This window comes from Mycobacterium toneyamaense (assembly GCF_055384815.1).
In genome coordinates this window covers 4,303,977-4,330,090 of the sequence record NZ_AP040333.1, presented here as the reverse complement: position 1 = coordinate 4,330,090, position 26,114 = coordinate 4,303,977, and the positions used below count along the sequence as shown (strand labels likewise).

The window sequence follows — 26,114 nt, the reverse complement described above, 5'->3', positions numbered from 1 at the left end:
GTCGTGCTGCCGGCGGTGGCACTCGCCGTCGCCTGCATCCCGGGACAGGCGCGACCCGACACCGCCACGGCGAAACTGGGCCACGAGTTCGTCCTCGCCGGCGGGCAGTCCGCGATGGTCGACGGCGCCGGGCTGCGGCTGAAATTCGATCGGGTGCTTGATGATTCGCGCTGCCCCAAGCGCGTGTCATGCGTCTGGACGGGGGCGGCCCGGATCGCTGTCGTCGTCACCGCAGACGGTCAGCAGCCGACCACGCTGGAGTTCGACACCAATCCCGCGCCGGGGCAGACCCACCTGACCGATACGGTCGGTGGGTACATCGTCGAATTGCGCTCGCTGGACCCGTATCCCGAGACGCCGGGCACCATTGCGCTGACGGACTACCGCGCGACGATGCTGGTGGCCCGCTAGTACGTCGGCTCGTTCAGCACCGCGAGGAGGCGACGGGCCGCCTCGACGCGGTCGACGGCCGGGCCGGTGAGCGTGTCGAGCGCGCATTCCGGGTCGGCCGGTGGCCCCATGTGCCCGCAGCCGCGGGGGCAGTCCTCGATGGCCTCGGCGAGGTCCGAGAACGCCATCAGCACGTCGTCGGGCTGGATGTGCGCGAGGCCGAAGGACCGGATGCCCGGGGTATCGACGACCCAGCCGTCGTCGAGCGGCAGCGCCACCGACTGCGTGGACGTGTGCTTGCCCTTCCCGACGCCCGAGACCTCACCGGTGGCCCGGTCTGCCTCGGGCACAAGGCGATTCACCAGCGTCGACTTGCCGACACCGGAATGGCCGAGCAGCACGGTGACCTTGCCCTCGAGCAGGGGCGCGACGGCGTCGAGCGGATCGTCGCGGCCGGCGGTGATGATCGTCAGGTCCAGGCCGGCGAACTCGGCGGCGAACGGCTCGGCCGGCGCCAGATCGTTCTTCGTCAGGCACAGGATCGGCCGCAGCCCACCGACGTACGCGGCGATCAGGGCACGCTGCACCAGCCCGGCGCGCGGCGGCGGATCGGCCAGGGCGACGACCATCAACAACTGGTCGGCGTTGGCGACCACCACCCGTTCGGTGGGGTCGGTGTCATCGGCGGTGCGGCGCAACACGGTTCGGCGTTCGTCGCGGCGCACGATGCGGGCCAGGGTGTCGGGCTTGCCCGACAGGTCGCCGACGATCCCCACCGAGTCGCCGACGACGATCGGGGTGCGGCCCAGTTCACGGGCCCGCATCGCGGTGACGATGTGGTCGGGATTGCCGTCCAGCGCACAGCCCCAGCGGCCGCGGTCGACGGTGACGACCATGGCCTCGCGGGCGTCGGCGTGCGTCGGCCGGTTCTTGGTGCGGGGACGCGAACCCTTGCCCGAGCGCACCCGGACATCTGATTCGTCGTACTCCCGCAAGCTATTTCCCGGCCAGCAGGTCTGCCCACATACCGGGGAAGTCCGGCAGCGTCTTGGCCGTGGTGGCGATGTCCTCCACCTGCACGCCGGGCACCCGCAGGCCGATGATCGCGCCGGCGGTGGCCATCCGGTGGTCGGCGTAGGACCGCCAGGTGCCTTCGTGCAGCGGCACGGCCGTGATGACCAGACCGTCGTCGGTCTCGCGGCACTGGCCGCCCAGCCCGTTGATCTCGTTGGTCAGCGCGGCCAGCCGGTCGGTCTCGTGCCCGCGCAGGTGCGCGATGCCCGACAGTGTCGACACCGAACCCGGGCTCGCCAGCGCGGCGAGTGCGGCCATCGACGGCGCCAGCTCGCCGACGGCCTTCAGATCGGCGTCGAAGCCGCCGTAGCTCTGCGCGCCCCGGACCTCCAGGTGCGAATCGACCACCTGCACAACGGTGTTCAGCTTGTCCAGCAATGCGAGAATGTCGCCCGACGGCTGCACGCTCTGCTGCGGCCAGTGGGCCAGCCGCACCGTGCCGCCGGTCACCGCGGCGGCCGCGAGGAACGGCACCGAGTTCGACAGGTCGGGCTCGATGGCCCAGTGCCGCGCCGCGATCGGCCCGGGCGCCACGTGCCAGCGGTTCGGCTCGCTGTCGTCGACCTCGACGCCCGCTTCGCGCAGCATCGTGATGGTCATCTCGACGTGCGGCTGTGACGGCACCGCCGCACCGGTGTGGATGACCGTCAGGCCGTCGCGGAACGTGGCCCCCGACAACAACAGTCCGGACACGAACTGCGACGACGACGACGCGTCGATCCGGACCTCGCCGCCGGCCACCGACCCGGTGCCCGACACGGTGAACGGCATGCCGTCGCCGTCGATGTCGACGCCGAGGCCGCGCATGGCGTCGAGCAGCGGGGTGATGGGGCGCGTCTTGGCCTGCTCGTCGCCATCAAACACGACGGCCCCGGTGCCCTGGGCCGCGACCGGCGGGACGAACCGCAGCACGGTGCCGGCCAGACCGCAGTCGATGCGCACGTCCCCGGACGGGGCGATGGCGCCGCCGACGGTCAGTTCCGTGCCGTCACCCGTGATCGTCACGCCGAGGGCCTGCAGCGCGCCGATCATCAGGTTGGTGTCGCGGCTGCGGAGTGCGCCGCTGACGGTCGAGGTGCCCTGCGGGGTGGCCAGGGCTGCCAGGATCAGCGCTCGGTTGGTCTGCGACTTCGATCCCGGCACGGTGACAGTGGCCTGCACCGGACCGGTCACCGACGGTGCGGGCCAGAGTTCCATGCCCCTATCCTGCCTGGTATGTGCGGGCGATTTGCAGTCACCACCGACCCGGCGCTGCTGGCCGAGAAAATCCAGGCTCTGGACGAGACCAATGCCAAGGCGTCGGACGCCGCCAAAGACGGCGGTGAACAGGGCAGCACGACGCCGTCGGCCAACTACAACGTCGCGCCGACCACGACCATCAGCACCGTGGTCCGGCGGCATTCCGAGCCCGACGACGAGGCGACCCGCCGGGTCCGGTCGATGCGCTGGGGCCTGATCCCGCCGTGGGTGAAGACCACGGCCGACGGCGCGCCCGACACCAAGGGCCCGCTGCTGATCAACGCGCGGGCCGAGACGCTGACCACGTCACCGGCGTTCCGGGGCTCGGCGAAATCGAAGCGCTGCCTCATCCCGATGGACGGCTGGTACGAGTGGCGGCCCAACCCGGCCGCCGACGGCAAGAAGGCCACCAAGACGCCGTTCTACATGCACGCCGCCGACGACGAGCTGCTGTTCATGGCGGGTCTGTGGTCGACGTGGCGGCCGGACGGCGCGCCCAAGGACAGCCTGCCCCTGGTCAGCTGCACCATCATCACGACGGAGTCGGTCGGGCCGCTGGCCGGCATCCACGACCGCATGCCGCTGACCATCAGTGCCGGTGACTGGGACCGCTGGCTGGACCCTGACGCGCCCATCGACGAGGGTCTGCTGCGCGGCCACGGCGACCTGGACCGCATCGTCACCCGTGAGGTGTCCAAGTTGGTCAACAGCATTCGCAACAACGGCCCAGAACTCATCGAGCCCGCCAAGAACGAACCCGAAGGAACCCTGTTTTGACCGCCCTGGACCCGTTGTTGATGGAAGCCCTCGGCGCTGATCTGCGCTCGGCCGGATACACCACCGACGGGGTGGCCGAACTGCTCGGCGACGACGCGAATGCCGCCATGGGCCGCGGCGTGTGGTGGCCGGCGCTGCGGGCCACGTCCGGCGGTGGTCGCCTGGCCACGCTGGTGCGGCTGTTCCTGCTCGGCACCGACGAACCCGTGGACCAGGTGCAGGCGGCGTTCCCGTCGGCCGGCCTGGCCGAGCTGGCGGCGGCCGGCGTGCTGCAGGTGGACGACACCGTCCGGGCGATTCTCGACATCCGCCCGCATTCGGACGGGATTCGCGATTTTTTCGTCGTCTCCGACCAGGATGCCGCCCTGCGCGGCGGGCCGGTCGAGCACGAGCATGTGCTCGGCATCGGCGGTGCGTCGATGTCGTTGGCGCGGGCCGTGATTCGCACCCCGGTGCAGCGTGCGCTCGATCTGGGCACCGGCTGCGGCATCCAGGCACTGCACCTGAACGGGCACTGCGCCGACATCGTCGCCACCGACACCAACCCGCGGGCGCTGACGCTGGCGCGGGCCACCGCGGGGCTCAACGGCATGTCGTGGGATCTGCGGCCCGGCAGCCTGTTCGAGCCGGTGGCGGGGGAGCGGTTCGACCTGATCGTGTCCAACCCGCCGTTCGTGGTGGGCGCCGGCGCCCAGGACTACATCTACCGCGACTCGGGGGTGGCCGGAGATGGACTGTGCCGCACCATCATCGAGAACGTCGGCAACTACCTGACGCCCGGTGGCACCGCGCAGATCATGGCCAATTGGATTGTCCGGGATGATGATTGGCGGTCCCGGGTGCAGGACTGGCTGACCGGCACCGGACTGCACGCCTGGGTGGTGCAACGGGAACTGGCCGACCCGGTCAGCTATGTGTCACTGTGGCTGGCCGACGCGGGGGAGTCCGCGGAACAGATCGCGCAGCGCGGCGCCGACTGGCTGGACTGGTTCGACGCCGAGGGCATCACCGGGATCGGCATGGGACTGATCTCGCTGCGCGTGCCGCGTCCCGGTGAAGCGCCCGAGCAGATCCTCGAGGAGATCACCGACGAACCCATCACGGGTATCGAGGTGGAGGCGTTCTTCGCCCGCCGGGCCTACCTGCGCGACACCTCCGACGAGGCGCTGTTGGCCGCCCGGCTGTCGACCGCTCCGGTACTGCTGGAACAGCATTCACTGCCGGGGCCGGATGGCTGGCAGGAGATCGGGTGCGCGGTCCGGCGTCCCGGCGGGCCGGGCGCGGTCCTCGGGGTGGACGAGGTGTTCACCGCGCTGCTGGCCGGCTGCCGCGGTGAGGTGCCGCTGGGCACACTGATCGGGCTGCTCGCCGCGCATCACGGTGTCGATGCCGACGCCCTGGCGGAGGCGGCGCTGCCGGAGATTCGCGAGGCCATCGCCCGCGGAATCCTGTATCAGGCCAACTGAATTCAGCTCCGGCGCCGTGCCGTGATCACCGCGTACGGCGCGTCGAAGGCGACGGTGCCGTCGGGTGATTCGTGCGCGGTGAACGCTGCGGTGAAGGCCGCGACGAGTCGGCTCCGGGTCTCGTCGTCCAGGTACGTCAACGTGGTGACGTGCATGGGTGATTCGTCGGTGACGAAGCGCACCGCGTCCGCCACGGAGCCGAATCGCCAGACGAGCACGCTGTTTTCGATGGCGACGTCGGCGAAATCGGTAGCCAGCCGCTCGTGGACGAGCTCGGGTACGCCCCACTGATCGGGTGAGTACGGGCCGGGCTCGGGTTGTCCCAGCACCTCGACGACCGGGGTGAAGAACGGATTGTCCCCGGCCTTGACCCATGTCGAAAACCCGAGGGCGCCACCGGGTTTGAGCAGTCTTGCCAGCTCGGCGACCATCGTTGTCGGTTCGACGAAGATGACGCCCATGTTGGACACCGCGGTGTCGAAGGAGGCGTCGGGCAGTCCGGTGGCCGACGCGTCGGCCGCGACCCACTCGACCGCGTCACCACCGGGTTTGGCTGCGGCGATGGCGAGCAACTCCGGCGTGATGTCGACACCGGTGACCTGGGCGCCGAGGCCGGCCGCGTGCAGCGACGCGTTACCGGTCCCGCAGGCCAGGTCGACCAGTGCGGTGCCCGGCCCATGCGGCACCGCGTCGACCACCTCGAAGGCGATGGGTGCGATGAATTCGGCGACGGCCTCATACCGTCCGACTGACCACGTCGACATGCGGCCACTGTATGCCTAGGTTGAAAGCACCATGACCGACGACGAAGAACGTGCACCGGGCATCTTCGGCTTCGAGATGACGATCGCGGAGTGGCTGGGCACCGCCGCCATGCCCGCCGCGCCCTATCTGGTGCTCGGCGTGCTGTGGGCCGTCACCCACACCGGCACCTTCGAGGCGGCGCACGGTGTGGACCGGGTGCTGGTGTTCGCGCGGACCGTGGTGTTCTGGCCGATGCTGTTGCTGACGAACATGTGCCTGCCATGACCGGCGAATCACCTGCACTGACCATCGCGCAGTGCCGCATCCAGATTCGGCGCCGCACCGCGCGCTGGGACGAGTACCCGGTGACCATTGCCGACGCCGCGGACTTCTGGGGTGCCGCGGCCAGCGCCGCCAACGTCATCATGCAGCTGTCCTGGCCGGGTGTCGGGCACGGCGTGGTCGAGAGCAAGGTCGACTCGGGAAACCTGCTCAAACATCCGTGGAAGCGGGCCCGCACCACGTTCCAATACCTCGCGGTGGCCATCCTCGGCACCGAGGAGGACCGGGCAGCCATGCGCAAGGCCGTCGACACGGCGCACCGCCAGGTGCGGTCCGGTCCCGACAGTCCGGTGCGCTACAACGCTTTTGACCGTGATCTGCAGATGTGGGTCGCCGCCTGCCTGTTCGTCGGTATGGAGGACGTCCATCAACTGCTGCGCGGCGAGCTGACACCCGAGTTGTCCGAGCAGTTCTACCGGTCCGCCGCTCCGCTGGGCACCACGTTGCAGGTCACCGACGAGCAGTGGCCGGCCACCCGCGCCGAGTTCGACGACTACTGGACCGCGGCCTGTGCCAAGGTGGCCATCGATGACACCGTCCGCGCCTACCTGACGGACCTGGTGCGCCTGAAGATGATCAATCCGGTTCTGGCCCTGCCGTTTCGGCCCCTGCTGATGTTCCTGACGGGGGGCTTCCTGGCGCCGGTGTTCCGGGATGCGATGGGGATGTCGTGGGGCGGGGGCCGCCAGTATCTGTTCGAAACCTTGTTCCGGCTGGTCGCCTTCGTCAACCGGTTCCTGCCGCTGTTCATCCGGCAGGCCGGCAGTTACGCGCTGTTGGCCTACGTGCGCAGGCAGATTCGCCGGGACGGGGAGTTGATCTGATGCGCCGCCTGCTCAGCCGACGGGTCAGCGTCGGCGCGATGGCCGAATTCCTGCTGTGGATGGCACTGCCGTACCTGTTGGTGGGGATGGTGTGGACAGTCATGCATCCCCATGCGGTGCAGCAGGTGCAGAAACAGTGGGACCGGGCATTTCCCGCGATCGCGCCGCTGGCGGCGCTGGTCGAGGTGACGGTGGCGTGGCCGCCGATGGTCACGGGTGTGGAGATCTGCCCGGCCTCCGATTAGGGGCCGGTGTATCCCGGCGGGTTGGGGGTGTCCACCCACAGATCGACGCCGAGATCGGCGTTGGGGGTGCAGTTGTACACCGACAGGTCGGTGACGCCGGATTCCAGCAGCACGTCCTCGCACAGCAGGCTCTGGCCGGTGTATTCGCGAGCCGGCTTGTTGAAGATGGCGTAGGCGGCGTCGGAGTACACCTCGGGCTTGCGGGCCTTGGCCATCGCCTCGTCACCGCCGAGCAGGTTCTGCACCGCGGCAGTGGCGACCAGGGTGCGCGGCCACAACGTGTTCGAGGCGATGCCGGCCTCGCGCATCTCTTCGGCGATACCCAACGCGCACAACGTCATTCCGTACTTCGCCATCATGTACGCGGTCGGCTTCAGCCACTCCGATTCCATCCGGATGGGCGGCGACAGGGTCAGGATGTGCGGGTTCTCGCGGCCCTTCATGTGGGGGATACACGCCTGCGAGACGGCGTAGGTGCCGCGGATCTGGATACCGTTCATCAGGTCGAAGCGCTTCATCGGCACCTCTTCGATGGAGCCGAGGTTGATGGCCGAGGCATTGTTGACGCAGACGTCGATGGCGCCGAACTGTGCGACTGCCTGGGCCACGGCGGCGGTGACCGAGTCGGGGTCGCGGACGTCGCCGACGATCGGCAGCGCCTGGCCACCGACCTCTTCGATCTCCTTGGCCGCGGTGTAGACGGTGCCGTCCAGCTTGGGATGGGGTTCGGCGGTCTTGGCGAGCAGCGCGACGTTCGCGCCGTCGGCCGCGAACTTCTTGGCGATGGCCAGACCGATGCCACGGCTGGCACCGGAGATGAACATGGTCTTCCCGGACAGTGTCATGCGCACACCCTATGCCGCCGGAGTTACCGCGGAGTACATATCTCGGCAGTCACCGCCGAGGTGGCGGCCACCAGGTCGGCGGGGGCCAGCACGAGGTCCAATCCGCGTTTGCCGGCGCTGCACAGCACCCGGTCCCAGTCGAGTGCCGACCGGTCCACGACCGTGGGCAGCGATTTGCGTTGCCCCAACGGGGAGATGCCGCCGACGACATAGCCCGTGGCGCGTTGTGCGGCGGCCTGCTCGGCCATCTCGGCCTTGGGTACGCCGAGCGCCGCGGCGGCGGCCTTGAACGACAGCTTGTCGGGCACGGGCAGCACCGCGACGGCCAGGCCACCGGGGATCGCCAGCACCAGCGTCTTGAAGATCTGCGCCGCGACGAACCCCTCCGCCGCCAGCTCGATGACGGCCTCGTCGCCGAACGACGTGGCCCGCGGGTCGTGCCGGAACTGCCGGATCTCGTAGCCGATTCCCGCGGCCTGCAGGGCCTTGATCGCCGGTGTTGCCGCGCTCGCCATGGCTGGCAAGCGTAGAGGCCGGGAACAACTGTGTGGTGCGGTGCTGTTACTCCCGTCAGCATGGTCAATTAATGGCTCGCGAACTTGTCGGTCGCAGCCTCTAGGATCGGACGGAAGGGGACACAGGTGCCAACGGCATGTCTGGAACGTCCGGTCGAGTTACCGGACCTGTTGCGTGGCGCCGCGACAGAAGGGACGGTCTCGATCACGATGACCGACATCGACGGGCTGGGTTCCGCGGTCGAGAGCGACGCGGAGCTGACGGCGCGGTTCGAGCGCGATGCGATTCCGCTGCTCGATCAGCTCTACGGCGGTGCGCTGCGCATGACGCGCAATCCTGCGGACGCCGAGGACCTGGTCCAGGAGACCATGGTGAAGGCCTATTCGGCCTTCCACTCGTTCCGTGAGGGCACGAACCTCAAGGCGTGGCTGTACCGGATCATGACCAACACGTACATCAACAGCTACCGCAAGAAGCAGCGGCAGCCGGCGGAATACCCGACTGACGAGATCACCGACTGGCAGCTGGCGTCCAACGCCGAGCACTCGTCGACCGGTCTGCGGTCAGCTGAGGTTGAAGCGCTGGAGGCACTGCCGGACACTGAAATCAAGGCGGCGCTGCAAGCGTTGCCGGAAGAGTTCCGGATGGCGGTGTACTACGCCGACGTCGAGGGCTTCCCGTACAAGGAGATCGCCGAAATCATGGATACCCCGATCGGGACGGTGATGTCCCGCCTTCACCGTGGCCGCAAGCAGCTGCGTGAACTGTTGACGGGCGTCGCCCGCGACCGGGGCTTCCTCCGTGGAGAGAGCCTCGACACCCAGGAGGTGTCCTGATGGGCGAGGAGTTCACCCGCCCCGAGGGGCACGACTTCCAGCCGCCGATCGGCCCGGTCGACCCGGAGCATCCCGAATGCGCCGCGGTGATCGCCGAGGTATGGACGCTGCTGGACGGCGAATGCACCACGGAGACGCGCGACAAGCTGCGGGTCCACCTGGAGGAATGCCCCACCTGCCTGCGCCAGTACGGCATCGAGGAGCGGGTGAAGGCACTGATCGCCACCAAGTGCAGCGGCGAGAAGGCTCCTGAGGGCCTGCGGGCGCGCCTGAAGCTCGAGATCAGCCGCACCACCATCGTCCGCGGCTGACAACGAAAAACCGCCCGGTTCCGTGAGGAGCCGGGCGGTTTTTTGAAGGCGTGGGTCAGGCGTTGGGACGCCGGCCGTGGTTGGCCTTCGAGTGCTTACGGTCACGCTTCTTGCGGCCACGCTTGGCCATGATGGTCCTCCAAAGGTTCGGTTGCTCGCCCTACAGTGTCGCACGGCCACGCCACCCAATTGCAAACCGTGGTGCTGTGGTGCAATAGAGGCCGCAGGCACCGCCTGCGTACAGATACGTAGACGAGTGGGGTGAAGATGGCTGAGGACGTTCGCGCTGAAATCGTGGCCAGTGTGCTCGAGGTCGTGGTTCGCGAGGGCGACCAGATCGGCGAGGGTGACACGGTGGTGCTCCTCGAGTCGATGAAGATGGAGATTCCGGTGCTGGCCGAGGTCGCCGGCACGGTGACGTCCGTCAACGTGGCCGTCGGCGACGTGATCCAGGCCGGCGACCTGATCGCCGTCATCGGCTAGGCAACCCCCAGAACGGGATAACGAGACGTGTCCACACTCGGTGATCTGCTCGCCGAGCACACGGTCCTGCCCGGCAATGCGGTCGACCACCTGCACGCCGTGGTCGGTGAATGGCAGCTGCTTTCCGACCTGTCGTTCGCCGATTACCTCATGTGGGTCCGGCGCGACGACGGGGCACTGGTGTGCGTGGCCCAGATTCGGCCCAACACCGCGCTGACGGTGCTGTTCGCCGACGCGGTCGGGACCATCAACTCTGCCGCGGACATGCCCGCCGTCACGGCGGCCTTCGAGACCGGGCTCATCGGCCGGGGAGCCGAAAGCGCCGCCGTACAAGGTGATTCGCGACTGAACCTGGAGGCCGTCCCGGTCCGCTACGGCAATGACGTGGTCGCGGTGCTCACGCACCAGACTGCGCTCGCCGACCGCCGCAAGGTGGCGCCACTCGAGCGGGCCTATCTGGACTGCGCCCGCGATCTGCTGCGCATGCTGGCCGAGGGGACGTTCCCGAACGTCGGTGACGTGCCGATGTCGCGGTCCAGCCCTCGCGTCGGTGACGGCCTGATCCGGCTGGACGTCGACGGCGTCGTGACGTTCGCCAGCCCCAACGCCATCTCGGCGTATCACCGCATGGGGCTGGCCACCGAGCTGGACGGGCAGAACCTGATCAGCGTCACCCGGCCGCTGATCTCCGATCCCTTCGACGCGCAGGAACTGGCGAACCACGTCCGGGATCTGCTGGCGGGCGGCTCCAGCATGCGCATGGAGATCGACGCCGGCGGCGCGGCGGTGCTGCTGCGCACCATCCCGCTGTCCGTGGGCGGGCAGGCCGTGGGTGCGGCGGTGCTGGTTCGCGACGTCACCGAGATCAAGCGGCGGGACCGCGCGCTGCTGTCCAAGGACGCCACGATCCGTGAGATTCACCACCGGGTGAAGAACAACCTGCAGACGGTGGCGGCATTGCTGCGGCTGCAGTCCCGGCGAATGAACAACGCCGAGGCGCGCGAGGCGCTACTGGATTCGGTGCGCCGGGTGTCGTCGATCGCGCTGGTGCACGACGCCCTGTCGCTGTCGGTGGACGAGGAAGTGAACCTCGATGAGGTCATCGACCGCATCCTGCCGATGATGAACGACCTGGCCTCGCTGGGCGCCCCCATCCGGGTGCGGCGTGAGGGTGATCTGGGTGTCCTGGACGCCGACCGCGCGCACGCGCTGATCATGGTCATCACCGAGCTGGTGCAGAACGCCATCGAGCACGCTTTTGATCCGAGTACCGAGCAGGGCAGCGTGACCATCAAGTCGGACCGGTCGGCGCGCTGGCTCGACGTCGTCGTGCACGACGACGGCCATGGCTTGCCCGACGGATTCACGCTCGAGAACTCGGACCGGCTGGGGCTGCAGATCGTGCAGACGCAGGTGTCGTCGGTTCTCGACGGGACGCTGAGCATGAATGCGGCGCCGGGTGGTGGCACGGATGTGGTGCTGCGGGTGCCCATTGGTCGCCGCGGCCGAGCCGCGCAGTAGGTGCAGGGGCCGAGCCGCGCAATAACCCAGCCGTGCAATATGTTTCGCGTTTGGTCACCCGCCGCGAGCGTGCACACAGATCACGAAAATCGCTGATTCGACGATCTGACGGCACATTCGCGAGCGGGGCCGGCCATCGGCCCTGCCCCACAAAAAATGACCCCGGCTCGTCGCCGGGGTCATTTTTCGAATGCCGTGGCTAGACGCTGGTGCGGGCCTTGGTGCGGGCGTTGCGACGCTTCAGCGCGCGACGCTCGTCTTCGCTCATGCCGCCCCAGACACCCGCATCCTGGCCGGACTCGAGTGCCCAGCTCAGGCACTCGGTGGTCACCGGGCAGCGGTTGCACACGAGCTTCGCGTCAGCGATCTGAGCGATGGCCGGGCCGCTGTTTCCCACGGGGAAGAACAGTTCCGGATCCTCGTCGCGACAGACCGCCTTGTGGCGCCAATCCATGGTCAACACTCCTCACTGGGCGCGCAGCAAAGCGCGCAATGTTTTTTTCACTTCGGCTGTTAACGGGTGCACACGAAATGTTTCTGCACTGTTGCATCTGATGTTTTCACAGGCTGGACAGATGTCAATAGCGGCGCGTTAACTCGTGGGCAATGTCACTGCGGACCCGCGTTGGCAGGCCCCTGAACCAGTTGTACTACACTGGGCCCACCTGCGCCCTAAATTTTGCAAAGTGTTACCAAGATCGCTGGTCACTGTGTTTTTGCTGGGGGCGCGACCACATTGAGAGCCGCCGGCACCGCCGTGAACGTCATGCTTTCGCGCAGGCCAACGAAATCTCCGTCGATCTGACACGCGATAGGTGTGTCACTTGTCACGCGCAGCCACGGCAGGTCGTCATCGCGGATCAGGTGCGGGCCTTCAATCTGTGGCGTACGCGACAGCATCCGTCGTAGCAATCGCAGGTTGGCCCAGATGCCCATGCTCGTGGTCGCGAAGACGCCCAGCCCCGTTTCGAACGTCGTTGTGGGGTTGGTCCAGACCGGCCGGCTGTTGGCGTAGGTCCACGGGCTGGCATTCGACACGAACGCGAAGTGCACACCGGTGACCGGCTCACGGTCCGGCAGGTGCAGCGTCAACCGCGGGGGCTTGCGGGCGCTGCCGACGGCCTCGCGGATCGCCACCCGGATGTACCGCGACGCGGTCACCTTGCGGCCTTTGGCCCGCTGCGCCTCGACGGCCGCCACGACCTCACCGTCGACGCCCATACCGGCGGTGAACACCGACCAGCGGTCACCGCAGTCCATCAGCCCGATGCGGCGCCAGGGCACGCCCCGGCGGTAATCGCTGAGCAGGTCGACGAGCTGGTTCGTCGCCTCCAGTGGATCGGGGCTGATGCCGAGGGCCCGGGCGAACACGTTCGCCGAGCCGCCGGGCACCACGCCGACGGCGGTGTTGGAGGCGCCCGGCACGCCATTGGCGTGCCCGAGGATGCCGTTGACCACTTCATTCACGGTGCCGTCGCCGCCGTGCACGATCACCACGTCGGTGCCGTCAGCGGCGGCCTGGTGCCCGATCTCGATGGCATGGCCACGGTGGTCGGTATGCGCGACGGTGAGGTCGACGCGGCTCTCCAGCGCGTGGGCAAGGAGGTCCCGGCCTGCCGGGGTCGTCGAGGTTGCGTTCGGATTCACGATCAGCACGGCACGCACGGGTGACGAGCCTATCCGCGCCGCGACCGTCGGCAACTCGGTCGCCCGGCGGCTAGTCCACGAAGTCGCCGTCGACGTACAGCCAGCCGCCGTCGTCGCCGCGGGTGAATCGGCTGCGTTCGTGCAGGATGTGCCGGCTGCCGTCGCGCACGTACTGCGCGCGGAACTGCACGACGCCGGTCGGGTCGTCGGTGCCGCCGGCCTCGGTGTCGACGATCTGCAGCCGGCGCCATGTGACGGCGTCATCGAGGTCGAGGTCTGCCGGTCGGGTGTCCGGATGCCAGGTCGCCAGCAGGTAGCCGACCTCACCGAGGGCGAACGCGGTGAACCGCGAACGCATCAGCGCCACTGCGGTGGCAGCGGCACGCTCGCCGCGGTGCAGCGGGCCGCAGCAGGCGGCATACTCGGCCCCGGTATCGCAGCGACACGGTGGATTGTTGGTCGGCACCGGACAATTCTGCCTGTTCGCAGCCGGTACCGTGAGTGGGTGACCGATCGCCGCCTGCTCCTCGTCAACGGGCCCAACTTGAACCTGTTGGGCACTCGCCAGCCGGAAATCTACGGCTCGACCACGTTGGCGCAGATCGAGCAGGCCGTAACCGATCTCGCGGCGCAACTGGGCTTCTCCGTGCGCGCGGTGCAGAGCAACCACGAAGGTGAACTGGTCGACGCGATCCAGGCGGCGCGCACCGACTGCGTCGGCATCGTGATCAACCCCGCCGCGTACAGCCACACCTCGGTGGCCATCGCCGACGCTCTCACCGCAGCCGAATTGCCGGTCGCCGAAGTGCATTTGAGCAACATCCACAAGCGCGAGGCCTTCCGGCATCACTCCTACGTGTCGGCGGTGGCCGAGACGGTGATCGCCGGCGCCGGGCCCATCGGCTACGAGCTGGCGGTGCGGTACCTGGCAGATCGGTTGTCGCAGTGAGTGATCCGGCGATCCATCCGCCGGCCGTGCGCCGGGCCGGCTTCCTGGTGGCGGCCGAAGGTGCGCTCGGCCTGATCGGCGCCGTGGTGTACGTGGTGCGCGGGCTGGCCGGCGCCGACCAGCACATCGTCAGCGGTTACGGCAACGCGATCTGGCTGGTGTGCGTCGGCGGGGCGGTGCTCGCCGGCGGCTGGGCACTGATCACCGGGCGGCGCTGGGGCCGCGGTATCGGGGTGTTCGCCAATCTGCTGTTGCTCGGCGTCGCCTGGTACGTCTTCCAATCCGGCCAGCTGCAGTACGCCATCGTGGTTGCGCTCGTCGCCATCGTCACGCTGGGGTTGTTGTTCAGCCCGTCCACGGTGGAGTGGATCTCGAAGCGGGAGTGACGGTTTCAGTCGGCACTCAGCAGACGCCGGGCGTGGGCCCGGCGGTCGTCGATGATCCGGCCGAATTCCTGTAGCAGCACCGGATTTCGCTGCACCACGGTCTCGATGTGGTCGCGTTCGACGTGCACCACGGTGACTTCGTCGAGGGCGTGGGCATTGCCGATGACCGGCTGCCGGGTCAATGTGCTCTGACCCAGATAGCTGCCGTTCTCGAGGATTCCGATCAGGGTCTCGGCTCCATCGTCACCGCCGGCAGTCAGCTGAACACGTCCGGAGAGGATGAACGTCATGCGGTCGGGCACCTCTCCGACGCGCTGGACCAGTTCGCCGATGCCGTAGCGTTCCAGATTCGCCGCGCCCAGCAGTTCGCGTTGTTGGTCGGCACTGAGCCGCAGGGTCGGCGCGACGACTTCGGCGACGGCCTCGGCCAGCCGTTCGGTTGTGGAGAATTCGTCATCGGCTTCGTCCAGGTGCAGACCGGCCCGCCGTGATGCATACCAGACCCATTGCAGGAAAAGCTTTTTCGTCTCTCCGTCGTCGGCGGGGGAGTGCAGTGGGATGGTGGTCTGATATTCGAGCCCGCCTGCGGGGGTTGCCGACACGGTGCCGTCAGGGCGCCGCATCGGCAGGTCCGCCGCCAGGCGAGTGAGCAACGCGCACACCTGGTTCGGCGGATCGTCGAGGGAGAAGATCGTCGTCACCGTGATCGAGTGCGCGTCGGCCGGCCGGCTCAGGTTGGTGAACGACGCCCCCGCCAGCACCGAGTTCGGGGTGATCTGGGTTCCGGCTCCGGTCTCCAGATGCACGGCACGCCAATTGACTTCGACCACCCGGCCGCGTGCGGCGGCCGTGTCCAGCCAGTCGCCGATCTGAAACGGCTGCTCGAACAACATCAACAGGCCCGAGATGATCTGGCCCACTGAATTCTGCAGTGTCAGGCCGATGACGATCGAGGTGATACCCAGTGCGGTGAACAGGCCGCGGACGTTCGCTCCCCAGATGTAGGAGAAGATCACCGCCAGGCCGACCGCGATGAGGACGAACCGGGCGACGTCGACGAAGATCGTCGGGACGCGCTTGCGCCAGGTCCCCGCGGGCGCCCCCTGGAACAGGGTGGCGTTGACGCCGGACAGCAGCAGGATCAGCACGACGAATGCGAAAAGCGTTGCGACGGTGCGGACCGAGGTGGCTGCGGCCGGTACCTGCCGGGCCTCGGTCAACAGCAGCAGCAGTGCGCCCAGGGGCAGCAGGTAATTGCGCAGCACGGTCACCGGCCGCACCAGGAAGCTGTGCCTGCGGCGCAGCGCGTGCTGCCATTCGGTGAGCACGACGAGCCCGATCGGCAGCCCGATCGCGATGCCCACGGCCCAGTAGAACCAGGCCGAGGTGAACACGTCAGCGATCATTCCGGCACCACCAGTCGCCAGATCGGCTCGTCCTGCCCGTCGACGGACATGGTGCCGACCGACGTGAACGTCATGGTGGCCTGCAGCGCCTGATAAACCCGGTCGGTGACGTCGATTCCGGGTTGCGGTGAACCGCTCTTGACCTGGTAGGCGACGTTGACCGCAGCGCCCCACATGTCGTAGACCACGGAGTACTCGCCGCCGAGGCCACTGCTGACGGTGCCGGTGTCGATGCCGGCACGCAGGCCCAGGTGGTTACCCGTCTCGCTGTTGAACCGGTCGATGATGCGCTGGCATTCCAGGGCGAAGTCGACGGTCCGCCGGACGTTGTCGAGCCTCGGGGTGTTGAGGCCGCAGCTGCCCAGGTAGCCGTTCCGGATCGCGCGGACGCGTTCGATGCCGAGACTGTCTGCGGCCGCGTCGAATTGGCGTTCGAGCTCGGTGACGACGGCGAGCGATCCCTCTGACGTCAACTGGGCCTGCAGTCGATCCAGCCCGATGACCTCGGTGAAGATCACCGTGACGTTCTGGTGCTCCTCTGGGACGATCTCCTCGCCCTGCTGGTAGCGCTCGACGACCGGTTCGGGCATCAACAGCGTCAAGAGCTTGGCGTTCTCCTTGCGCTGCGCGACGAGCAGCTCCTCCTTGACCGTCAGGCTCCGGCTCATCTCGTTGAAAGCCTCTGTCAGCTCGCCGATCTCGTCGCGTGTCTCGACGGGCACGTTGATGTTGTAGTCGCCGGCGCTGATCCGTTGCGCGCCGGCCTCCAGTCGCCGGATGGGGCGAACGAAGAGCTGAGCCAGGAACATCGCGGCGATGCACACGACGAAGATGATGCCGACCGTCGTCAACACGATGGTCCTGGTGAATGCGGTCTCCCGCTGGAACGCCTCCGCGGTGTCGATCTTGCCGATGATGGTCCAGTGCAGCTCGGCATCGGGAATCGTGATGGGGGCGTAGGCCAGCAGCACCTCGTGGCCCAGATAGTCGGTGGCCAGCCGGGTTCCGGACTCACCCCGCAGGGCCTGCTTGTTGGTGGTCGGTGGCACCGGTTGCACCAGGGTGGTGCCGCCCAACTGGATGGCGCGGTCGGCGACGTCGGCCGGGGTGCCGGCCGCGACGACGTCGTTCTTGTAGGTCTGCCGATCCTGCAGGAACATCCGGGAATCCGAGCGCATCAGGTCGTCGGGGCCGACCAGGAAGACTTCGCCGGTATTGCCCAGGCCGGATTCCTTCCAGCGCTGGTCGAACGTCATGAGCCGGTTGATCTTGGTGACCGGGAACTGCAGGGCGAGCGCGCCCATCGCGCGCCCGGCGGTGACGATCGGCGTGATCATCCACGCGGTCGGCACGTTCTCCGCCGGCTGGTACACCTCGAAATCGGTGATGCCGACGTAGTCGACTGCGTTGGCGGACATCGCTTTCTCGTATGCGCCACGGAGTTTGGAGCCGCTGTAGGGCCCGGTCAGGATGTTGGTGCCCAGGTCGACGTCCTTGTACGCGGTGTAGACCACGTTGCCGCGGTTGTCGAGCAGGAGCGCGTCCTGGAATTCGAACCGGGTGACGATCTGGCGGAAGAAGTCCTGATAGCGGGCGTTCGCCGCGGACCAGGTGCTGCCGTCATGTGCGTCGTCGACCTTGACCGCCGTGTCGTCGTCCTTCCGTACGGCGGTGTAGTTCGCCTGCAGGTAGCGCTGGGCGTTGTCCCTCGGGAGGAGCTGATCGACATTCAGTTTGGCGCCGCTGGACTGCTCGACCTCTTTGAGAAAGGTGTTGGTGTAGTAGTCCGTGATCGACTGCGACTGCGCCGGACTGATGGGTTTGTCCGCCAGCGCGTCGAATCCGGCGGTGAACTCCGCCAGAGCACCCTGGGTGTGCGCGCCGCGCGCATAGATGATCATCGAGTTCTTCAGATCCGACAGCTGGTCCTTCAATTCGCGCGACTGCGATTGCCGAAGTTCGGTGAGCCGGTTCAGGACCGAGTCGCGCAGTGAGGCGCGACCGGCCCGGAACCCGATGACACCCACGACGGTCGCCGCGACGATGGTGCACAGCACCAGCATCACCACGAGCTTCGACTGGATGCTCACCCTGGACAGCAGTTGGCGACGCTGGAATCGCATTGCCGTCCCTTCCCCGGCCCGGCCTCATCGGTCGGGCCGCGGATCACCACCGATGGTGGCAGCTGAGGCCCACGTGCAGAAGGGAATTGGGGAAGAAATTTGCGAGGAACGTCAGCGGTGGCCGGATCAGCCCTCGGCCAGAGCCGTCAACTCCGGTCCGGACACCCGGTAGGTGGTCCACTCGGTCTGCGGTTTCCCGCCGACCTCGTCGTACAGGGCGATGGCATTCACGTTCCAGTTCAGCACCGCCCACTGCAGCCGCGTGTAACCGCGCTCCACGCATTCCTGCGCCAGTGTCGACAGGAGCTTGCGGGCCAGGCCGCGGCGCCGGAAGTCGGGACGCACGAACAGGTCTTCGAGGTAGATGCCGGAGACGCCGTCCCACGTCGAGAAGTTCAGGAACCACAGTGCGAACGCGGCCGGCCGGCCGTCGACCTCGACAAAATGACCCGAGACGGCGGCCTGACCCGATTCGGCGCCACCGAACAGCGCGGTCCGAATCTGCGCTTCGGTCACGGTGCACTGGTCGGCGGCCTTCTCGAATGCGGCCAGTTCGTGGATCATCGCGGTGATCTCGACTTCGTCGCCGGGCTGCACCGGGCGGATGGTCACGGTCATACGGGTACTCCCAACGCGGTCAGCATCGTCCTGAATTTTGTTGTGGTCTCGGTGACTTCGTCATCGGGATCGGATTCGGCGACGATACCGCCGCCGGCGCGGGCGTCGATGGACAGCCGGTCGGCCGACAGCTGCCCGCACCGGATCGACACCACCCACCGGCCGTCGCCGGCGCTGTCACACCAGCCGACCGCACCGGCGTAGAACCCACGGTCGCCTTCGAGTTCGTGGATCAGCCGCGCCGCCGCTTGGGTGGGGACCCCGCCGACCGCCGGCGTCGGATGCAGTGCGATGGCCAAATCCAGTGCGGTGGTCGATGTTTCGCGCAGTCGTCCCACGATCGGGGTGCTCAGATGCCAGACGGCCGTGGTGGCGCTCACCTGGGGCTCGGCGGCGATGTCGAGTTCGCTGCACAGCGGTTCGAGCGCCTCGCGCATGATGTCGACCACCAGCTGGTGCTCATGCCGATTCTTGGCCGACGCCGCGAGCGCGGCGCCGTTGGCGGCGTCCGTCTCGGGGTCGGCGGACCGCGGCGCCGAGCCGGCGAACGGCTTGCAGGTCACCACATCGCCGCGGCGGGCGACGAGCAGTTCGGGACTCGCGCCGAGCAGCGCGGTGCCGGAGTACGGCGCCCCGGCCGCGCTGAGATCGGTGAAAAACGCTGTGGCGCTGTGGTCGTCGGCGAGCCGGCTCAGCACCACGTACGGGTCAAGGACGTCGTCGGCGACGAGCTCCAGCGCCCGGGCGAGCACCACCTTGTGCAGGCCGGCCGCCGGATCGCGCAGGGCCCGTACCGCCGCGGCCACCCGGGCCCGGTGTTCGTCGGGCGAGGGCAGGCTGGCCGCGATCCGGACCGCCGGCAGCCGGTCGGCGGTGAACGGCAGCGCGTCAGCATGGGTGACCGAGGCCGGCGCCATCAGTGCGGCGGGGGAGTCGAGATCAAAAGGCAAGGCGCCCACCAGGATCGGCACCTCGCCGGCCGCCAGCGCCCGTCGTGCGTCGGCCAGATCGGGGAACGCCCGGGCCGGGCCGTCTGCCAGCATCACCCCGTCGGGACCCGCCAGCACGAAAACCCGGGTCACTCGGGCAGGCACGGGTTGGGGTGGCCGGTGAGACCGAGCGCGACCAACTGGCGCACGCCGTGCTCGAAGCCGCACACCGAGATCGAGGCCGCCGCCATCGAGATCCGGATGCCGTCGGTGATCGGGAGCTCCATCCAGCGGGTCATCACGGCCCGCGAGAAGTGGCCGTGCCCGACGAACACCACGTCACGCGTCGCCATGTGCTCCAGGGCCAGCGCGACGGCCCGGTCGGCGCGGGCGCTGACATCGGCCAGACTCTCGCCGCCGGGGCAGCCGTGCGTCCACACCAGCCAGTCGGGCACCTGCTCGCGAATCTGCGGCGTCGTCAGGCCTTCGTAATCGCCGTAGTCCCACTCGGCCAACAGTTCGGTGGTCTCGGCGACGTTCAGCCCGGCGAGTTCGGCGGTGACCACGGCGCGCCGCCGCGGGCTGCTGATCACCAAGGGGTCGTCGAGCTTCAGCTCGGCCAGCGCCGAGGCGGCGCTGCGGGCCTGCTGCAGGCCTTCCTCGGTCAGCTCGAGGTCGGTGCGTCCGGTGTGCCGGCCACTGCGCGACCATTCGGTCTGGCCGTGGCGAAGCAGCAACAGCCTGTGTTTGGAAAGATCGGCTGCGGTACTCACGCCCGAGATTCTGCCCCACGGTGAGCGGTGCCACATGGCCGCGTGTCAGGATGGGCACCGTGACACGGGTACTTGCGGTCGCCAACCAAAAAGGTGGGGTCGCAAAAACGACGACAGTGGCGTCGCTGGGTGCAGCGCTGACCGAGGAAGGGCAGCGCGTTCTGCTCGTCGACCTCGATCCGCAGGGCTGCCTGACCTTCTCTCTCGGCCAGGACCCCGACAAGCTGCCGGTCTCGGTGCACGAGGTGCTGCTCGGTGACGTGGAGCCCGACGTCGCGCTGGTCTCGACCACCGAGGGTATGACCCTGCTGCCGGCCAACATCGACCTGGCCGGTGCCGAAGCGATGCTGCTGATGCGGGCCGGTCGCGAGTACGCGCTCAAGCGCGCGCTGGCCAAGGTCGCCGACCAGTTCGATGTGGTGATCATCGACTGCCCGCCGTCGCTGGGCGTGCTGACGCTCAACGGCCTGACCGCGGCCAACGACGTCGTCGTGCCGCTGCAGTGCGAGACGCTGGCCCACCGCGGTGTCGGCCAGTTCCTGCGGACCGTCACCGACGTGCAGCAGATCACCAACCCGGACCTGCGCCTGCTGGGCGCGCTGCCCACGCTGTACGACGCCCGCACCACGCACAGCCGCGACGTCCTGCTCGATGTGGCCGACCGCTACAGCCTCGTGGTGCTCGCCCCGCCGATCCCGCGCACGGTGCGGTTCGCCGAGGCCAGTGCCTCGGGTTCGTCGGTCCTCGCAGGCCGAAAGAACAAGGGCGCCATCGCTTATCGCGAACTGGCACAGTCGCTGCTGAAGCACTGGAAGAAGAACAAGGCGCTGCCCGTCTTCACCCCTGAGGTGTGACGGCGCGGGTCACTGACCCAACGCCACCAACTGGCTGCCGCGCTGCTCCAGCAGCACCGAACCGGCCAGGGCCGGGATGACCGCGGTGTTGACGGGCTGCCTGGCCAGCGCGATGTGCGTCTGGCCGGCGCCGCTCTGGGCGTCGAACGTGTCGTAGCCGCTGGTCACCGGAACCAGCAGATGCCCGGCCAGCATGGTCGCCGGGCCGATCGGCGCCTGTCCACCCTGCGCGCTGACGGTGTACTTGTAGCGCAACCCGGTGGCGTCGAAAACCAGCACCGAGTCGCCGGTGTACCAGGTGACGACGTCACCGACGCGGGTCGTCGCGGTCACCGGTGTCGGCGCATGCGGCAGCAGCGTGCTGGCGATGGTGTTGCCGGTTTCGTCGACGATGTTCACGCACGGCTGCGGCGTCGGCACGTAGATGGCCGCCTTGGTCTCGGACACCGCGATCACCTGGGCGTCGGAGTCCACACTCACACCGGGCAACGCCACCCGCTTGACGTCCGGCTGGTCTTCTTCCTTGGCGGCCTTGAGCAGCGTCAACCGCAGGTCGTTCTGCTTGGGGCAGGCCTCCATGACGGCCACCGACGCCGGGCTCGCCGCGGCGGAGGTCAACCGGCACAGGGGAGAGGCCGGCACACCGGGTTTCACGACGGCGTCGAGGTAGCCGTAGCTGATCATGCGCACCAGGTCCGAGCGCCACTGCTCGAGGCGGCTGTCCCCGTACGACAGGATCGTCGTCCCGTCGGTGGACAGCTTCACCTCGGCGTCGGCCAGGCTGCTGCGGGCGGGTCCGCGACGTCCGGTGCTCGCGTCGATCGCGCTGGCCTGCCCACAGCCGCGGTCGTCGGGGTACACCGCCACCGCGTACTGGTACACGGTGGTGACGCCGCACAGTTCGCGGCCGCGGGAGTAGCTCCAGACGGTGCTGCCGGTGGCCGGGTCCCGGCCCAGCATCTCGTCGCCGTCGCCGGTCACCACGACGCCGCCGACGACCGCCGGCTGGGTGGTCTTGCCGCTGGCTGCGGTCCATAGCTCGCGCAGCGTCGTCGGGACTGTCTTCGCGGCATGCAACGCCGGGATGGGACGCTCGGCGGGCCGGCTGACGGTGGCCCGCGCGTCGCTGTTCCACCAGATCAGCGCGGCGCCGACCGCGACCACCACCACGATGGCCGCGGCGGCGATCAGATCAGCTGCGGTACGTCGTTCCGGTTTGACCATAGGGCGCCGACGACCTGCGGCTATTCGGCTGCAGGTGCTGCGACGGCCGCGGCCTCGGCGCCGGCCTTGCTCGGACGACGACGCCGGCGGCGACGACCCGAATGGGTCGACTCGGCGGGCGTGTCGCCGGTCGGCGCACCGGCTTCGGCGGGGGCGTCGCCCTCGGCGGCACCGGACGCCTCGACATGACCGGTGGCCGTTTCGCCGGCGCGGGTACGGCGGCGCGACCGGCTGCGGCTGCGGGCCGGGCGGTCCTTGTCGGCGCTCGACTCGCGCTTGAGCTCGGGGTCAGAAGCCGACTTCTTGGCGGGCTTGGCCCGCGAGGCACCGATCGAGCCGGTGACATCGGTGGGGATGTCCAGCTCTTCGTACAGGTGCGGCGAACGCGAGTACGTCTCGGCCGGGTCCGGGCAGTCCAGGTTCAGGGCCTTGTCGATGAGCGTCCAGCGCGTCAGCTCGTCCCAGTCCACCAGCGTGACGGCGATACCGGTCTTGCCGGCACGACCGGTCCGCCCGATGCGGTGCACGTAGGACATTTCGTCCTCGGGGATCTGGTAGTTGATGACGTGCGTGATGTCGTCGATGTCGATGCCGCGGGCCGCGACGTCGGTCGCGACCAGCACGTCGATCTCGCCGTTGCGGAACGACTTGAGCGCCTTCTCGCGGGCGATCTGGCCCAGGTCACCGTGGACGGCGCCGACCTTGAAGCCGCGCTCGGCGAGCTCGTCGGACACCTTCTGCGCCGTGCGCTTGGTGCGGGTGAAGATCATGGTGGCGCCACGGCCGTTGGCCTGCAGGATGCGGCTGACCATCTCGACCTTGTCCAGCGCGTGGGCGCGGTAGACGTACTGCTTGGTCGAGTCGTGGGTGGCCGCCGAGTGCGGGGCCTCGGCCCGGATGTGCGTCGGCTGGTTCATGAAGGTGCGTGCCAGCGTGATGATCGGGTCCGGCATGGTCGCCGAGAACAGCATGGCCTGCCGCGAATCCGGGGTCAGCCGCAGGATGCGCTCGATGTCGGGCAGGAAGCCCAGATCCAGCATCTCGTCGGCCTCGTCCAATACCAGGACGCTCAGTCCACCGAGCTGCAGGTGACCCTGCTGCGCCAGGTCCAGGAGCCGGCCCGGGGTGCCGACGATGACGTCGACGCCCTGCTGTAGGGCCTCGATCTGCGGCTCGTACGGACGGCCGCCGTAGATGGCCTCGACGCGGAGTTTGCGTTCCCCGTTCTCGCCGGCCTTGAGGTGTTTGCTGGCCATCTTCAGGTCGCCGTACACCTGGATGCAGAGCTCGCGGGTGGGGACGACGACGAGCGCGCGGGGCGTGCCGGTCAGCGGCAGCGAGGCGTCGGAGGCGACGCGGTGCAGCAGCGGCACACCGAACGCCAGGGTCTTGCCCATACCGGTGCGGGCCTGGCCGATCAGGTCGTCGCCGGCGAGCGCCAGCGGGAGGGTCAGCTCCTGGATGGCGAACGGGTGGGCCTTGCCGTCTTCGGCGAGCGCCTGGACGATCTCGTCCCGAACGCCGAGGTCAGCGAATGTTTTTTCTTCGGTTGTCTTTGCAGTCAATGCGGTCATGAGGTGGCGTGGATGCCTTCCAGTGTCATCGGAGTCAGTGCTCGCTGTTTGTCCACGCGCGCACGAGTCTGACGATCAACACTTGGGCCCTCGGGGCGATTCTGCCGATTCAGCCGGATGTTCCGGCGAGCTGGAGAACCGCCTACCGCGTCGGTCGCGGATGGAGGCGGGCCAACACGTGCACGCACATTTCCTTGGTCGTGGCCGGTTGCGCGTTGCCCGCGCCGGACCCTTCTCGGATCCGGAACTTGCTCGGAACTGGCTACAGCCGAGACCATTGTAGCTGGTCGCATCGCCGGTCGGCTGTGACGCGAGTCGCGGTCTACAGTTGGGGCCATGCCTTCGACGTCCCAGGCGCGGCCCGAGCAGACGGCAACTCCGGTGCAGCCGGCGGTGTCCGGCGATCATCCCGGTGTCAACGAGTTGTTCGCCTTGTTGGCCTACGGCGAGGTCGCCGCGTTCTACCGGCTGACCGAGGAGGCGCGCATGGCGCCGAATCTGGCCGGCCGCATCAACCTGGCGCGCATGGCCGCCGCCGAGATGGGGCATTTCGACGTATTGCGCGACGCGTTGCTGCGCCGTGGCGTCGACGTCGTCCCGGCGATGACGAAATACGCTCCGGCACTGGAGAACTACCACCGGCTGACCACGCCGAGCACGTGGCTCGAAGCGCTCGTCAAGACGTACGTCGGCGACGCCCTCGCGGCGGATTTCTACCTGGAGATCGCCGGTTCGCTGCCCGCCGAGGCCGCCGACGTGGTGCGCGCGGTGCTGTCGGAAACCGGGCACTCCCAGTTCGTGGTGGCCGAGGTGCGGGCCGCGGTCAGCGCCAGCGACCGGCAGCGGCACCGGCTGGCGTTGTGGTCGCGGCGGCTGCTGGGGGAGGCCATCACCCAGGCGCAGTTCGTGATGGCCGAGCATGACGAGCTCGTCGATCTCGTGCTGTCCAGCGGCGAGGGCCTGACCCAGATGACCGAGTTCTTCGAGCGCCTGCAGGAGACACACAAGAACCGGGTGCGCGAACTCGGCCTCGGCTGAGCTCACACACCCGGTTCTGTGGTGCCGTGGTGATTACTTCGTGCAGGTGGTGATCATCGTGTTGTTGGTCTGCATGGCGACCGCCTGGCCGGACCCGTCGCTGATCGAGCAGTTCAGCTGACCGGTGACGCTGGTCGCGGTCACCGAACTCAGCGTGACGCCCGGGTTCAGCGTGACCGTCTTGGCCCACGGCAGCGCCACGTTGACGTCCGTCTGCAGCGCGCCCTGCCCGTCGGTGTAGATCACCGTCACGAGGTCCAGGAGCGACTTGTTGCCCGTGATGCGGTACGTGATGGTGTTCGGCAGTGGTGCCGCCGGCACCGCCGCGGCGTCGGCCGGCGGGACGGCCTCGGCCGGTGTGGGCGCCGCTGCGGTCGGGGTGACGGTCGTGACGGTCTCTGGTGCCAGTGACGCGGTCGGCGGCGCCGCCGTCACCCGGGGGCGCGGAGCGGCCGACGGCGCGGCCGAGGCGGTCGGCGTTGCCGACTGGCTGGTGCTGGGCGGCGTGATCGGCGCGGTGACAGGCCCGCTGTCGCCGCCGCCGAGAATCACGACGGTGCAGATGACGGCGACGAGCAGGATGGCACCGGCGACGCCGGCCACCCACACCCAGCGCCGGTCGATGCCTTCGTCGTACTCGTAGATCTCGTCGTCGTAGTCGTCGTATGCCGCGTCGGCGTCCGCGTCGGTGTAGCCCGCGTCGGACGCGGTGAACCGATCGGTGTCGCCGTAGGTGCTGGTGTACTCGCGCGCCGGTCGGTCGGCCAGATCGGTGGCCGAACCGTACGAGCTGTACGAGCCGTACGAGTGGCTGCGGTCGCTGCTGTACTCCGTGCTGCCGTATCCACTGCCGTACGCGGTGCTGGAGCCGTAGCTGTAACCGCGGTCGTAGCCCTCGTAGCTCGGGGTGTCCCCGTAGCTGCCGGTGGACGCCCCCGACGGTGTTGAATATCGCGAATATGTCCTGCTCATGGCGACTT

General features: G+C 68.3%; 31 protein-coding genes. 14 read left to right on the top strand and 17 right to left on the bottom strand.

Annotated elements, in window-relative coordinates; all coding sequences use genetic code 11:
* Positions 1–15 precede the first annotated feature (15 nt).
* Positions 16–411, top strand: coding sequence for a hypothetical protein (locus tag ACZ5IQ_RS20860; protein WP_464480196.1), 396 nt, complete (start codon positions 16–18; stop codon positions 409–411).
* On the opposite strand, the gene rsgA is transcribed toward ACZ5IQ_RS20860, so the two are convergent.
* On the bottom strand, positions 408–1,385 hold the full coding sequence (rsgA, locus tag ACZ5IQ_RS20855; protein ID WP_346416448.1) for a ribosome small subunit-dependent GTPase A: 978 nt from the start codon (positions 1,383–1,385) through the stop codon (positions 408–410). The two genes, ACZ5IQ_RS20860 and rsgA, sit on opposite strands and share 4 nt — an antisense overlap.
* A gap of 1 nt (position 1,386) precedes the next feature.
* Positions 1,387–2,661 carry a 3-phosphoshikimate 1-carboxyvinyltransferase gene (aroA, locus tag ACZ5IQ_RS20850; RefSeq protein WP_464480195.1) on the bottom strand — a complete coding sequence of 425 codons (1,275 nt, stop codon included), beginning with the start codon at positions 2,659–2,661 and terminating at the stop codon, positions 1,387–1,389.
* Between the two features lie 18 nt (positions 2,662–2,679).
* Between aroA and ACZ5IQ_RS20845 the strand changes: the two genes are divergently transcribed.
* A complete protein-coding gene (locus ACZ5IQ_RS20845) occupies positions 2,680–3,480 on the top strand; it encodes an SOS response-associated peptidase (RefSeq protein WP_464480194.1) in 801 nt (266 codons plus the stop codon).
* A 20-nt stretch (positions 3,481–3,500) separates the two neighbouring features.
* The gene (locus ACZ5IQ_RS20840) at positions 3,501–4,946 is read left to right on the top strand and encodes a DUF7059 domain-containing protein (protein ID WP_464481494.1); all 1,446 of its coding nucleotides are present in this window, start codon (positions 3,501–3,503) and stop codon (positions 4,944–4,946) included.
* Between the two features lie 2 nt (positions 4,947–4,948).
* Here the strand turns inward: ACZ5IQ_RS20840 and ACZ5IQ_RS20835 are convergent, their stop codons facing one another.
* On the bottom strand, positions 4,949–5,710 hold the full coding sequence (locus ACZ5IQ_RS20835) for a class I SAM-dependent methyltransferase (protein ID WP_464480193.1): 762 nt from the start codon (positions 5,708–5,710) through the stop codon (positions 4,949–4,951).
* A 31-nt stretch (positions 5,711–5,741) separates the two neighbouring features.
* Here ACZ5IQ_RS20835 and ACZ5IQ_RS20830 point away from each other — a divergent pair, with 31 nt between their 5' ends.
* Genes ACZ5IQ_RS20830 through ACZ5IQ_RS20820 form a run of 3 tightly spaced genes read left to right on the top strand, consistent with a single transcriptional unit; the run spans position 5,742 to position 7,101 of the window.
* Positions 5,742–5,975, top strand: a complete 234-nt coding sequence (locus ACZ5IQ_RS20830) for a hypothetical protein (protein ID WP_464480192.1) — start codon at positions 5,742–5,744, stop codon at positions 5,973–5,975.
* Complete coding sequence (locus ACZ5IQ_RS20825; protein WP_073698324.1) at positions 5,972–6,856, top strand: oxygenase MpaB family protein; 885 nt, start codon at positions 5,972–5,974, stop codon at positions 6,854–6,856. Before ACZ5IQ_RS20830 ends, ACZ5IQ_RS20825 begins: the two co-directional genes overlap by 4 nt.
* A complete protein-coding gene (locus ACZ5IQ_RS20820; protein WP_073698325.1) occupies positions 6,856–7,101 on the top strand; it encodes a hypothetical protein in 246 nt (81 codons plus the stop codon). The genes ACZ5IQ_RS20825 and ACZ5IQ_RS20820 overlap by 1 nt, the downstream gene beginning before the upstream one ends.
* Here the strand turns inward: ACZ5IQ_RS20820 and ACZ5IQ_RS20815 are convergent.
* The gene (locus tag ACZ5IQ_RS20815; protein WP_464480191.1) at positions 7,098–7,946 is read right to left on the bottom strand and encodes an SDR family oxidoreductase; all 849 of its coding nucleotides are present in this window, start codon (positions 7,944–7,946) and stop codon (positions 7,098–7,100) included. The genes ACZ5IQ_RS20820 and ACZ5IQ_RS20815 overlap by 4 nt on opposite strands.
* A 23-nt stretch (positions 7,947–7,969) precedes the next feature.
* Positions 7,970–8,461: an aminoacyl-tRNA deacylase gene (locus tag ACZ5IQ_RS20810; protein ID WP_212806574.1), complete on the bottom strand. Its 492-nt coding sequence runs from the start codon at positions 8,459–8,461 to the stop codon at positions 7,970–7,972.
* A gap of 210 nt (positions 8,462–8,671) precedes the next feature.
* Here ACZ5IQ_RS20810 and ACZ5IQ_RS20805 point away from each other — a divergent pair, with 210 nt between their 5' ends.
* Both ACZ5IQ_RS20805 and rsrA read left to right on the top strand, forming a co-directional pair.
* Positions 8,672–9,298 (top strand): sigma-70 family RNA polymerase sigma factor, encoded by a 627-nt coding sequence (locus tag ACZ5IQ_RS20805; RefSeq protein ID WP_168176135.1) that lies wholly within the window; start codon positions 8,672–8,674, stop codon positions 9,296–9,298.
* Positions 9,298–9,609, top strand: coding sequence for a mycothiol system anti-sigma-R factor (gene rsrA / locus ACZ5IQ_RS20800; RefSeq protein ID WP_212806573.1), 312 nt, complete (start codon positions 9,298–9,300; stop codon positions 9,607–9,609). Before ACZ5IQ_RS20805 ends, rsrA begins: the two co-directional genes overlap by 1 nt.
* A 55-nt stretch (positions 9,610–9,664) precedes the next feature.
* Here the strand turns inward: rsrA and ACZ5IQ_RS20795 are convergent, their stop codons facing one another.
* Complete coding sequence (locus ACZ5IQ_RS20795; RefSeq protein WP_085976028.1) at positions 9,665–9,739, bottom strand: 50S ribosomal protein bL37; 75 nt, start codon at positions 9,737–9,739, stop codon at positions 9,665–9,667.
* Positions 9,740–9,876: 137 nt separating this feature from the next.
* Here ACZ5IQ_RS20795 and ACZ5IQ_RS20790 point away from each other — a divergent pair, with 137 nt between their 5' ends.
* Positions 9,877–10,092 (top strand): biotin/lipoyl-binding carrier protein, encoded by a 216-nt coding sequence (locus ACZ5IQ_RS20790; protein ID WP_036421130.1) that lies wholly within the window; start codon positions 9,877–9,879, stop codon positions 10,090–10,092.
* Positions 10,093–10,119: 27 nt separating this feature from the next.
* A complete protein-coding gene (locus tag ACZ5IQ_RS20785; RefSeq protein ID WP_212806572.1) occupies positions 10,120–11,613 on the top strand; it encodes a sensor histidine kinase in 1,494 nt (497 codons plus the stop codon).
* 199 nt (positions 11,614–11,812) lie between these two features.
* Here ACZ5IQ_RS20785 and whiB1 read toward each other — a convergent pair whose 3' ends face one another.
* The 3 genes from whiB1 to ACZ5IQ_RS20770 form a co-directional block, all read right to left on the bottom strand.
* The gene (gene whiB1, locus ACZ5IQ_RS20780; RefSeq protein WP_020102963.1) at positions 11,813–12,067 is read right to left on the bottom strand and encodes a transcriptional regulator WhiB1; all 255 of its coding nucleotides are present in this window, start codon (positions 12,065–12,067) and stop codon (positions 11,813–11,815) included.
* A gap of 251 nt (positions 12,068–12,318) precedes the next feature.
* Positions 12,319–13,278, bottom strand: a complete 960-nt coding sequence (locus ACZ5IQ_RS20775) for a diacylglycerol/lipid kinase family protein (protein ID WP_464480190.1) — start codon at positions 13,276–13,278, stop codon at positions 12,319–12,321.
* Between the two features lie 52 nt (positions 13,279–13,330).
* A complete protein-coding gene (locus ACZ5IQ_RS20770) occupies positions 13,331–13,726 on the bottom strand; it encodes a YchJ family protein (protein WP_464480189.1) in 396 nt (131 codons plus the stop codon).
* A gap of 39 nt (positions 13,727–13,765) precedes the next feature.
* Between ACZ5IQ_RS20770 and aroQ the strand changes: the two genes are divergently transcribed.
* Both aroQ and ACZ5IQ_RS20760 read left to right on the top strand, forming a co-directional pair.
* The gene (gene aroQ / locus ACZ5IQ_RS20765) at positions 13,766–14,209 is read left to right on the top strand and encodes a type II 3-dehydroquinate dehydratase (protein ID WP_020102966.1); all 444 of its coding nucleotides are present in this window, start codon (positions 13,766–13,768) and stop codon (positions 14,207–14,209) included.
* Positions 14,206–14,595: a hypothetical protein gene (locus tag ACZ5IQ_RS20760; protein ID WP_212806569.1), complete on the top strand. Its 390-nt coding sequence runs from the start codon at positions 14,206–14,208 to the stop codon at positions 14,593–14,595. Before aroQ ends, ACZ5IQ_RS20760 begins: the two co-directional genes overlap by 4 nt.
* A gap of 5 nt (positions 14,596–14,600) precedes the next feature.
* Here ACZ5IQ_RS20760 and ACZ5IQ_RS20755 read toward each other — a convergent pair whose 3' ends face one another.
* From ACZ5IQ_RS20755 to ACZ5IQ_RS20735, 5 genes are all read right to left on the bottom strand, one after another.
* Positions 14,601–15,998: a mechanosensitive ion channel family protein gene (locus tag ACZ5IQ_RS20755; RefSeq protein ID WP_464481493.1), complete on the bottom strand. Its 1,398-nt coding sequence runs from the start codon at positions 15,996–15,998 to the stop codon at positions 14,601–14,603.
* A complete protein-coding gene (locus ACZ5IQ_RS20750) occupies positions 15,998–18,124 on the bottom strand; it encodes an adenylate/guanylate cyclase domain-containing protein (RefSeq protein ID WP_464480188.1) in 2,127 nt (708 codons plus the stop codon). The genes ACZ5IQ_RS20755 and ACZ5IQ_RS20750 overlap by 1 nt, the downstream gene beginning before the upstream one ends.
* A gap of 126 nt (positions 18,125–18,250) precedes the next feature.
* Positions 18,251–18,742 carry a GNAT family N-acetyltransferase gene (locus ACZ5IQ_RS20745; protein WP_060999103.1) on the bottom strand — a complete coding sequence of 164 codons (492 nt, stop codon included), beginning with the start codon at positions 18,740–18,742 and terminating at the stop codon, positions 18,251–18,253.
* Entirely contained in the window at positions 18,739–19,785 is a 1,047-nt protein-coding gene (locus tag ACZ5IQ_RS20740; RefSeq protein ID WP_166428064.1) for an isochorismate synthase, read from the bottom strand. Before ACZ5IQ_RS20740 ends, ACZ5IQ_RS20745 begins: the two co-directional genes overlap by 4 nt.
* 35 nt (positions 19,786–19,820) lie before the next feature.
* Positions 19,821–20,480, bottom strand: a complete 660-nt coding sequence (locus ACZ5IQ_RS20735; RefSeq protein ID WP_133426882.1) for an acid phosphatase — start codon at positions 20,478–20,480, stop codon at positions 19,821–19,823.
* A gap of 14 nt (positions 20,481–20,494) precedes the next feature.
* On the opposite strand from ACZ5IQ_RS20735, the gene ACZ5IQ_RS20730 reads away from it, so the two are divergent.
* Positions 20,495–21,298, top strand: coding sequence for a ParA family protein (locus ACZ5IQ_RS20730; protein ID WP_166428055.1), 804 nt, complete (start codon positions 20,495–20,497; stop codon positions 21,296–21,298).
* A gap of 9 nt (positions 21,299–21,307) precedes the next feature.
* On the opposite strand, the gene ACZ5IQ_RS20725 is transcribed toward ACZ5IQ_RS20730, so the two are convergent.
* Entirely contained in the window at positions 21,308–22,522 is a 1,215-nt protein-coding gene (locus ACZ5IQ_RS20725; protein ID WP_464480187.1) for an Rv3212 family protein, read from the bottom strand.
* 20 nt (positions 22,523–22,542) lie between these two features.
* Positions 22,543–24,096: a DEAD/DEAH box helicase gene (locus ACZ5IQ_RS20720; RefSeq protein WP_133426879.1), complete on the bottom strand. Its 1,554-nt coding sequence runs from the start codon at positions 24,094–24,096 to the stop codon at positions 22,543–22,545.
* A gap of 336 nt (positions 24,097–24,432) precedes the next feature.
* Here ACZ5IQ_RS20720 and ACZ5IQ_RS20715 point away from each other — a divergent pair, with 336 nt between their 5' ends.
* Positions 24,433–25,134 carry a ferritin-like fold-containing protein gene (locus ACZ5IQ_RS20715; RefSeq protein ID WP_135355333.1) on the top strand — a complete coding sequence of 234 codons (702 nt, stop codon included), beginning with the start codon at positions 24,433–24,435 and terminating at the stop codon, positions 25,132–25,134.
* Positions 25,135–25,167: 33 nt separating this feature from the next.
* On the opposite strand, the gene ACZ5IQ_RS20710 is transcribed toward ACZ5IQ_RS20715, so the two are convergent.
* The gene (locus tag ACZ5IQ_RS20710; RefSeq protein WP_464480186.1) at positions 25,168–26,106 is read right to left on the bottom strand and encodes a hypothetical protein; all 939 of its coding nucleotides are present in this window, start codon (positions 26,104–26,106) and stop codon (positions 25,168–25,170) included.
* Between the last annotated feature and the right edge of the window lie 8 nt (positions 26,107–26,114).

What these genes read in the sequence shown, in the direction of transcription:
- ACZ5IQ_RS20835 (WP_464480193.1), bottom strand. Translation starts at nt 5,710, where the DNA reads ATGTCGACGTGGTCAGTCGGACGGTATGAGGCCGTCGCCGAATTCATC.
- ACZ5IQ_RS20820 (WP_073698325.1), top strand. Translation starts at nt 6,856, where the DNA reads ATGCGCCGCCTGCTCAGCCGACGGGTCAGCGTCGGCGCGATGGCCGAA.
- aroA (WP_464480195.1), bottom strand. Translation starts at nt 2,661, where the DNA reads ATGGAACTCTGGCCCGCACCGTCGGTGACCGGTCCGGTGCAGGCCACT.
- ACZ5IQ_RS20725 (WP_464480187.1), bottom strand. Translation starts at nt 22,522, where the DNA reads ATGGTCAAACCGGAACGACGTACCGCAGCTGATCTGATCGCCGCCGCG.
- ACZ5IQ_RS20710 (WP_464480186.1), bottom strand. Translation starts at nt 26,106, where the DNA reads ATGAGCAGGACATATTCGCGATATTCAACACCGTCGGGGGCGTCCACC.
- ACZ5IQ_RS20815 (WP_464480191.1), bottom strand. Translation starts at nt 7,946, where the DNA reads ATGACACTGTCCGGGAAGACCATGTTCATCTCCGGTGCCAGCCGTGGC.
- ACZ5IQ_RS20830 (WP_464480192.1), top strand. Translation starts at nt 5,742, where the DNA reads ATGACCGACGACGAAGAACGTGCACCGGGCATCTTCGGCTTCGAGATG.
- ACZ5IQ_RS20805 (WP_168176135.1), top strand. Translation starts at nt 8,672, where the DNA reads ATGACCGACATCGACGGGCTGGGTTCCGCGGTCGAGAGCGACGCGGAG.
- ACZ5IQ_RS20715 (WP_135355333.1), top strand. Translation starts at nt 24,433, where the DNA reads ATGCCTTCGACGTCCCAGGCGCGGCCCGAGCAGACGGCAACTCCGGTG.
- ACZ5IQ_RS20750 (WP_464480188.1), bottom strand. Translation starts at nt 18,124, where the DNA reads ATGCGATTCCAGCGTCGCCAACTGCTGTCCAGGGTGAGCATCCAGTCG.
- ACZ5IQ_RS20845 (WP_464480194.1), top strand. Translation starts at nt 2,680, where the DNA reads ATGTGCGGGCGATTTGCAGTCACCACCGACCCGGCGCTGCTGGCCGAG.
- whiB1 (WP_020102963.1), bottom strand. Translation starts at nt 12,067, where the DNA reads ATGGATTGGCGCCACAAGGCGGTCTGTCGCGACGAGGATCCGGAACTG.
- ACZ5IQ_RS20810 (WP_212806574.1), bottom strand. Translation starts at nt 8,461, where the DNA reads ATGGCGAGCGCGGCAACACCGGCGATCAAGGCCCTGCAGGCCGCGGGA.
- ACZ5IQ_RS20740 (WP_166428064.1), bottom strand. Translation starts at nt 19,785, where the DNA reads ATGCTGGCAGACGGCCCGGCCCGGGCGTTCCCCGATCTGGCCGACGCA.
- ACZ5IQ_RS20745 (WP_060999103.1), bottom strand. Translation starts at nt 18,742, where the DNA reads ATGACCGTGACCATCCGCCCGGTGCAGCCCGGCGACGAAGTCGAGATC.
- ACZ5IQ_RS20720 (WP_133426879.1), bottom strand. Translation starts at nt 24,096, where the DNA reads ATGACCGCATTGACTGCAAAGACAACCGAAGAAAAAACATTCGCTGAC.
- ACZ5IQ_RS20790 (WP_036421130.1), top strand. Translation starts at nt 9,877, where the DNA reads ATGGCTGAGGACGTTCGCGCTGAAATCGTGGCCAGTGTGCTCGAGGTC.
- rsrA (WP_212806573.1), top strand. Translation starts at nt 9,298, where the DNA reads ATGGGCGAGGAGTTCACCCGCCCCGAGGGGCACGACTTCCAGCCGCCG.
- ACZ5IQ_RS20840 (WP_464481494.1), top strand. Translation starts at nt 3,501, where the DNA reads ATGGAAGCCCTCGGCGCTGATCTGCGCTCGGCCGGATACACCACCGAC.
- ACZ5IQ_RS20735 (WP_133426882.1), bottom strand. Translation starts at nt 20,480, where the DNA reads ATGTGGCACCGCTCACCGTGGGGCAGAATCTCGGGCGTGAGTACCGCA.
- ACZ5IQ_RS20825 (WP_073698324.1), top strand. Translation starts at nt 5,972, where the DNA reads ATGACCGGCGAATCACCTGCACTGACCATCGCGCAGTGCCGCATCCAG.
- ACZ5IQ_RS20730 (WP_166428055.1), top strand. Translation starts at nt 20,495, where the DNA reads ATGGGCACCGTGACACGGGTACTTGCGGTCGCCAACCAAAAAGGTGGG.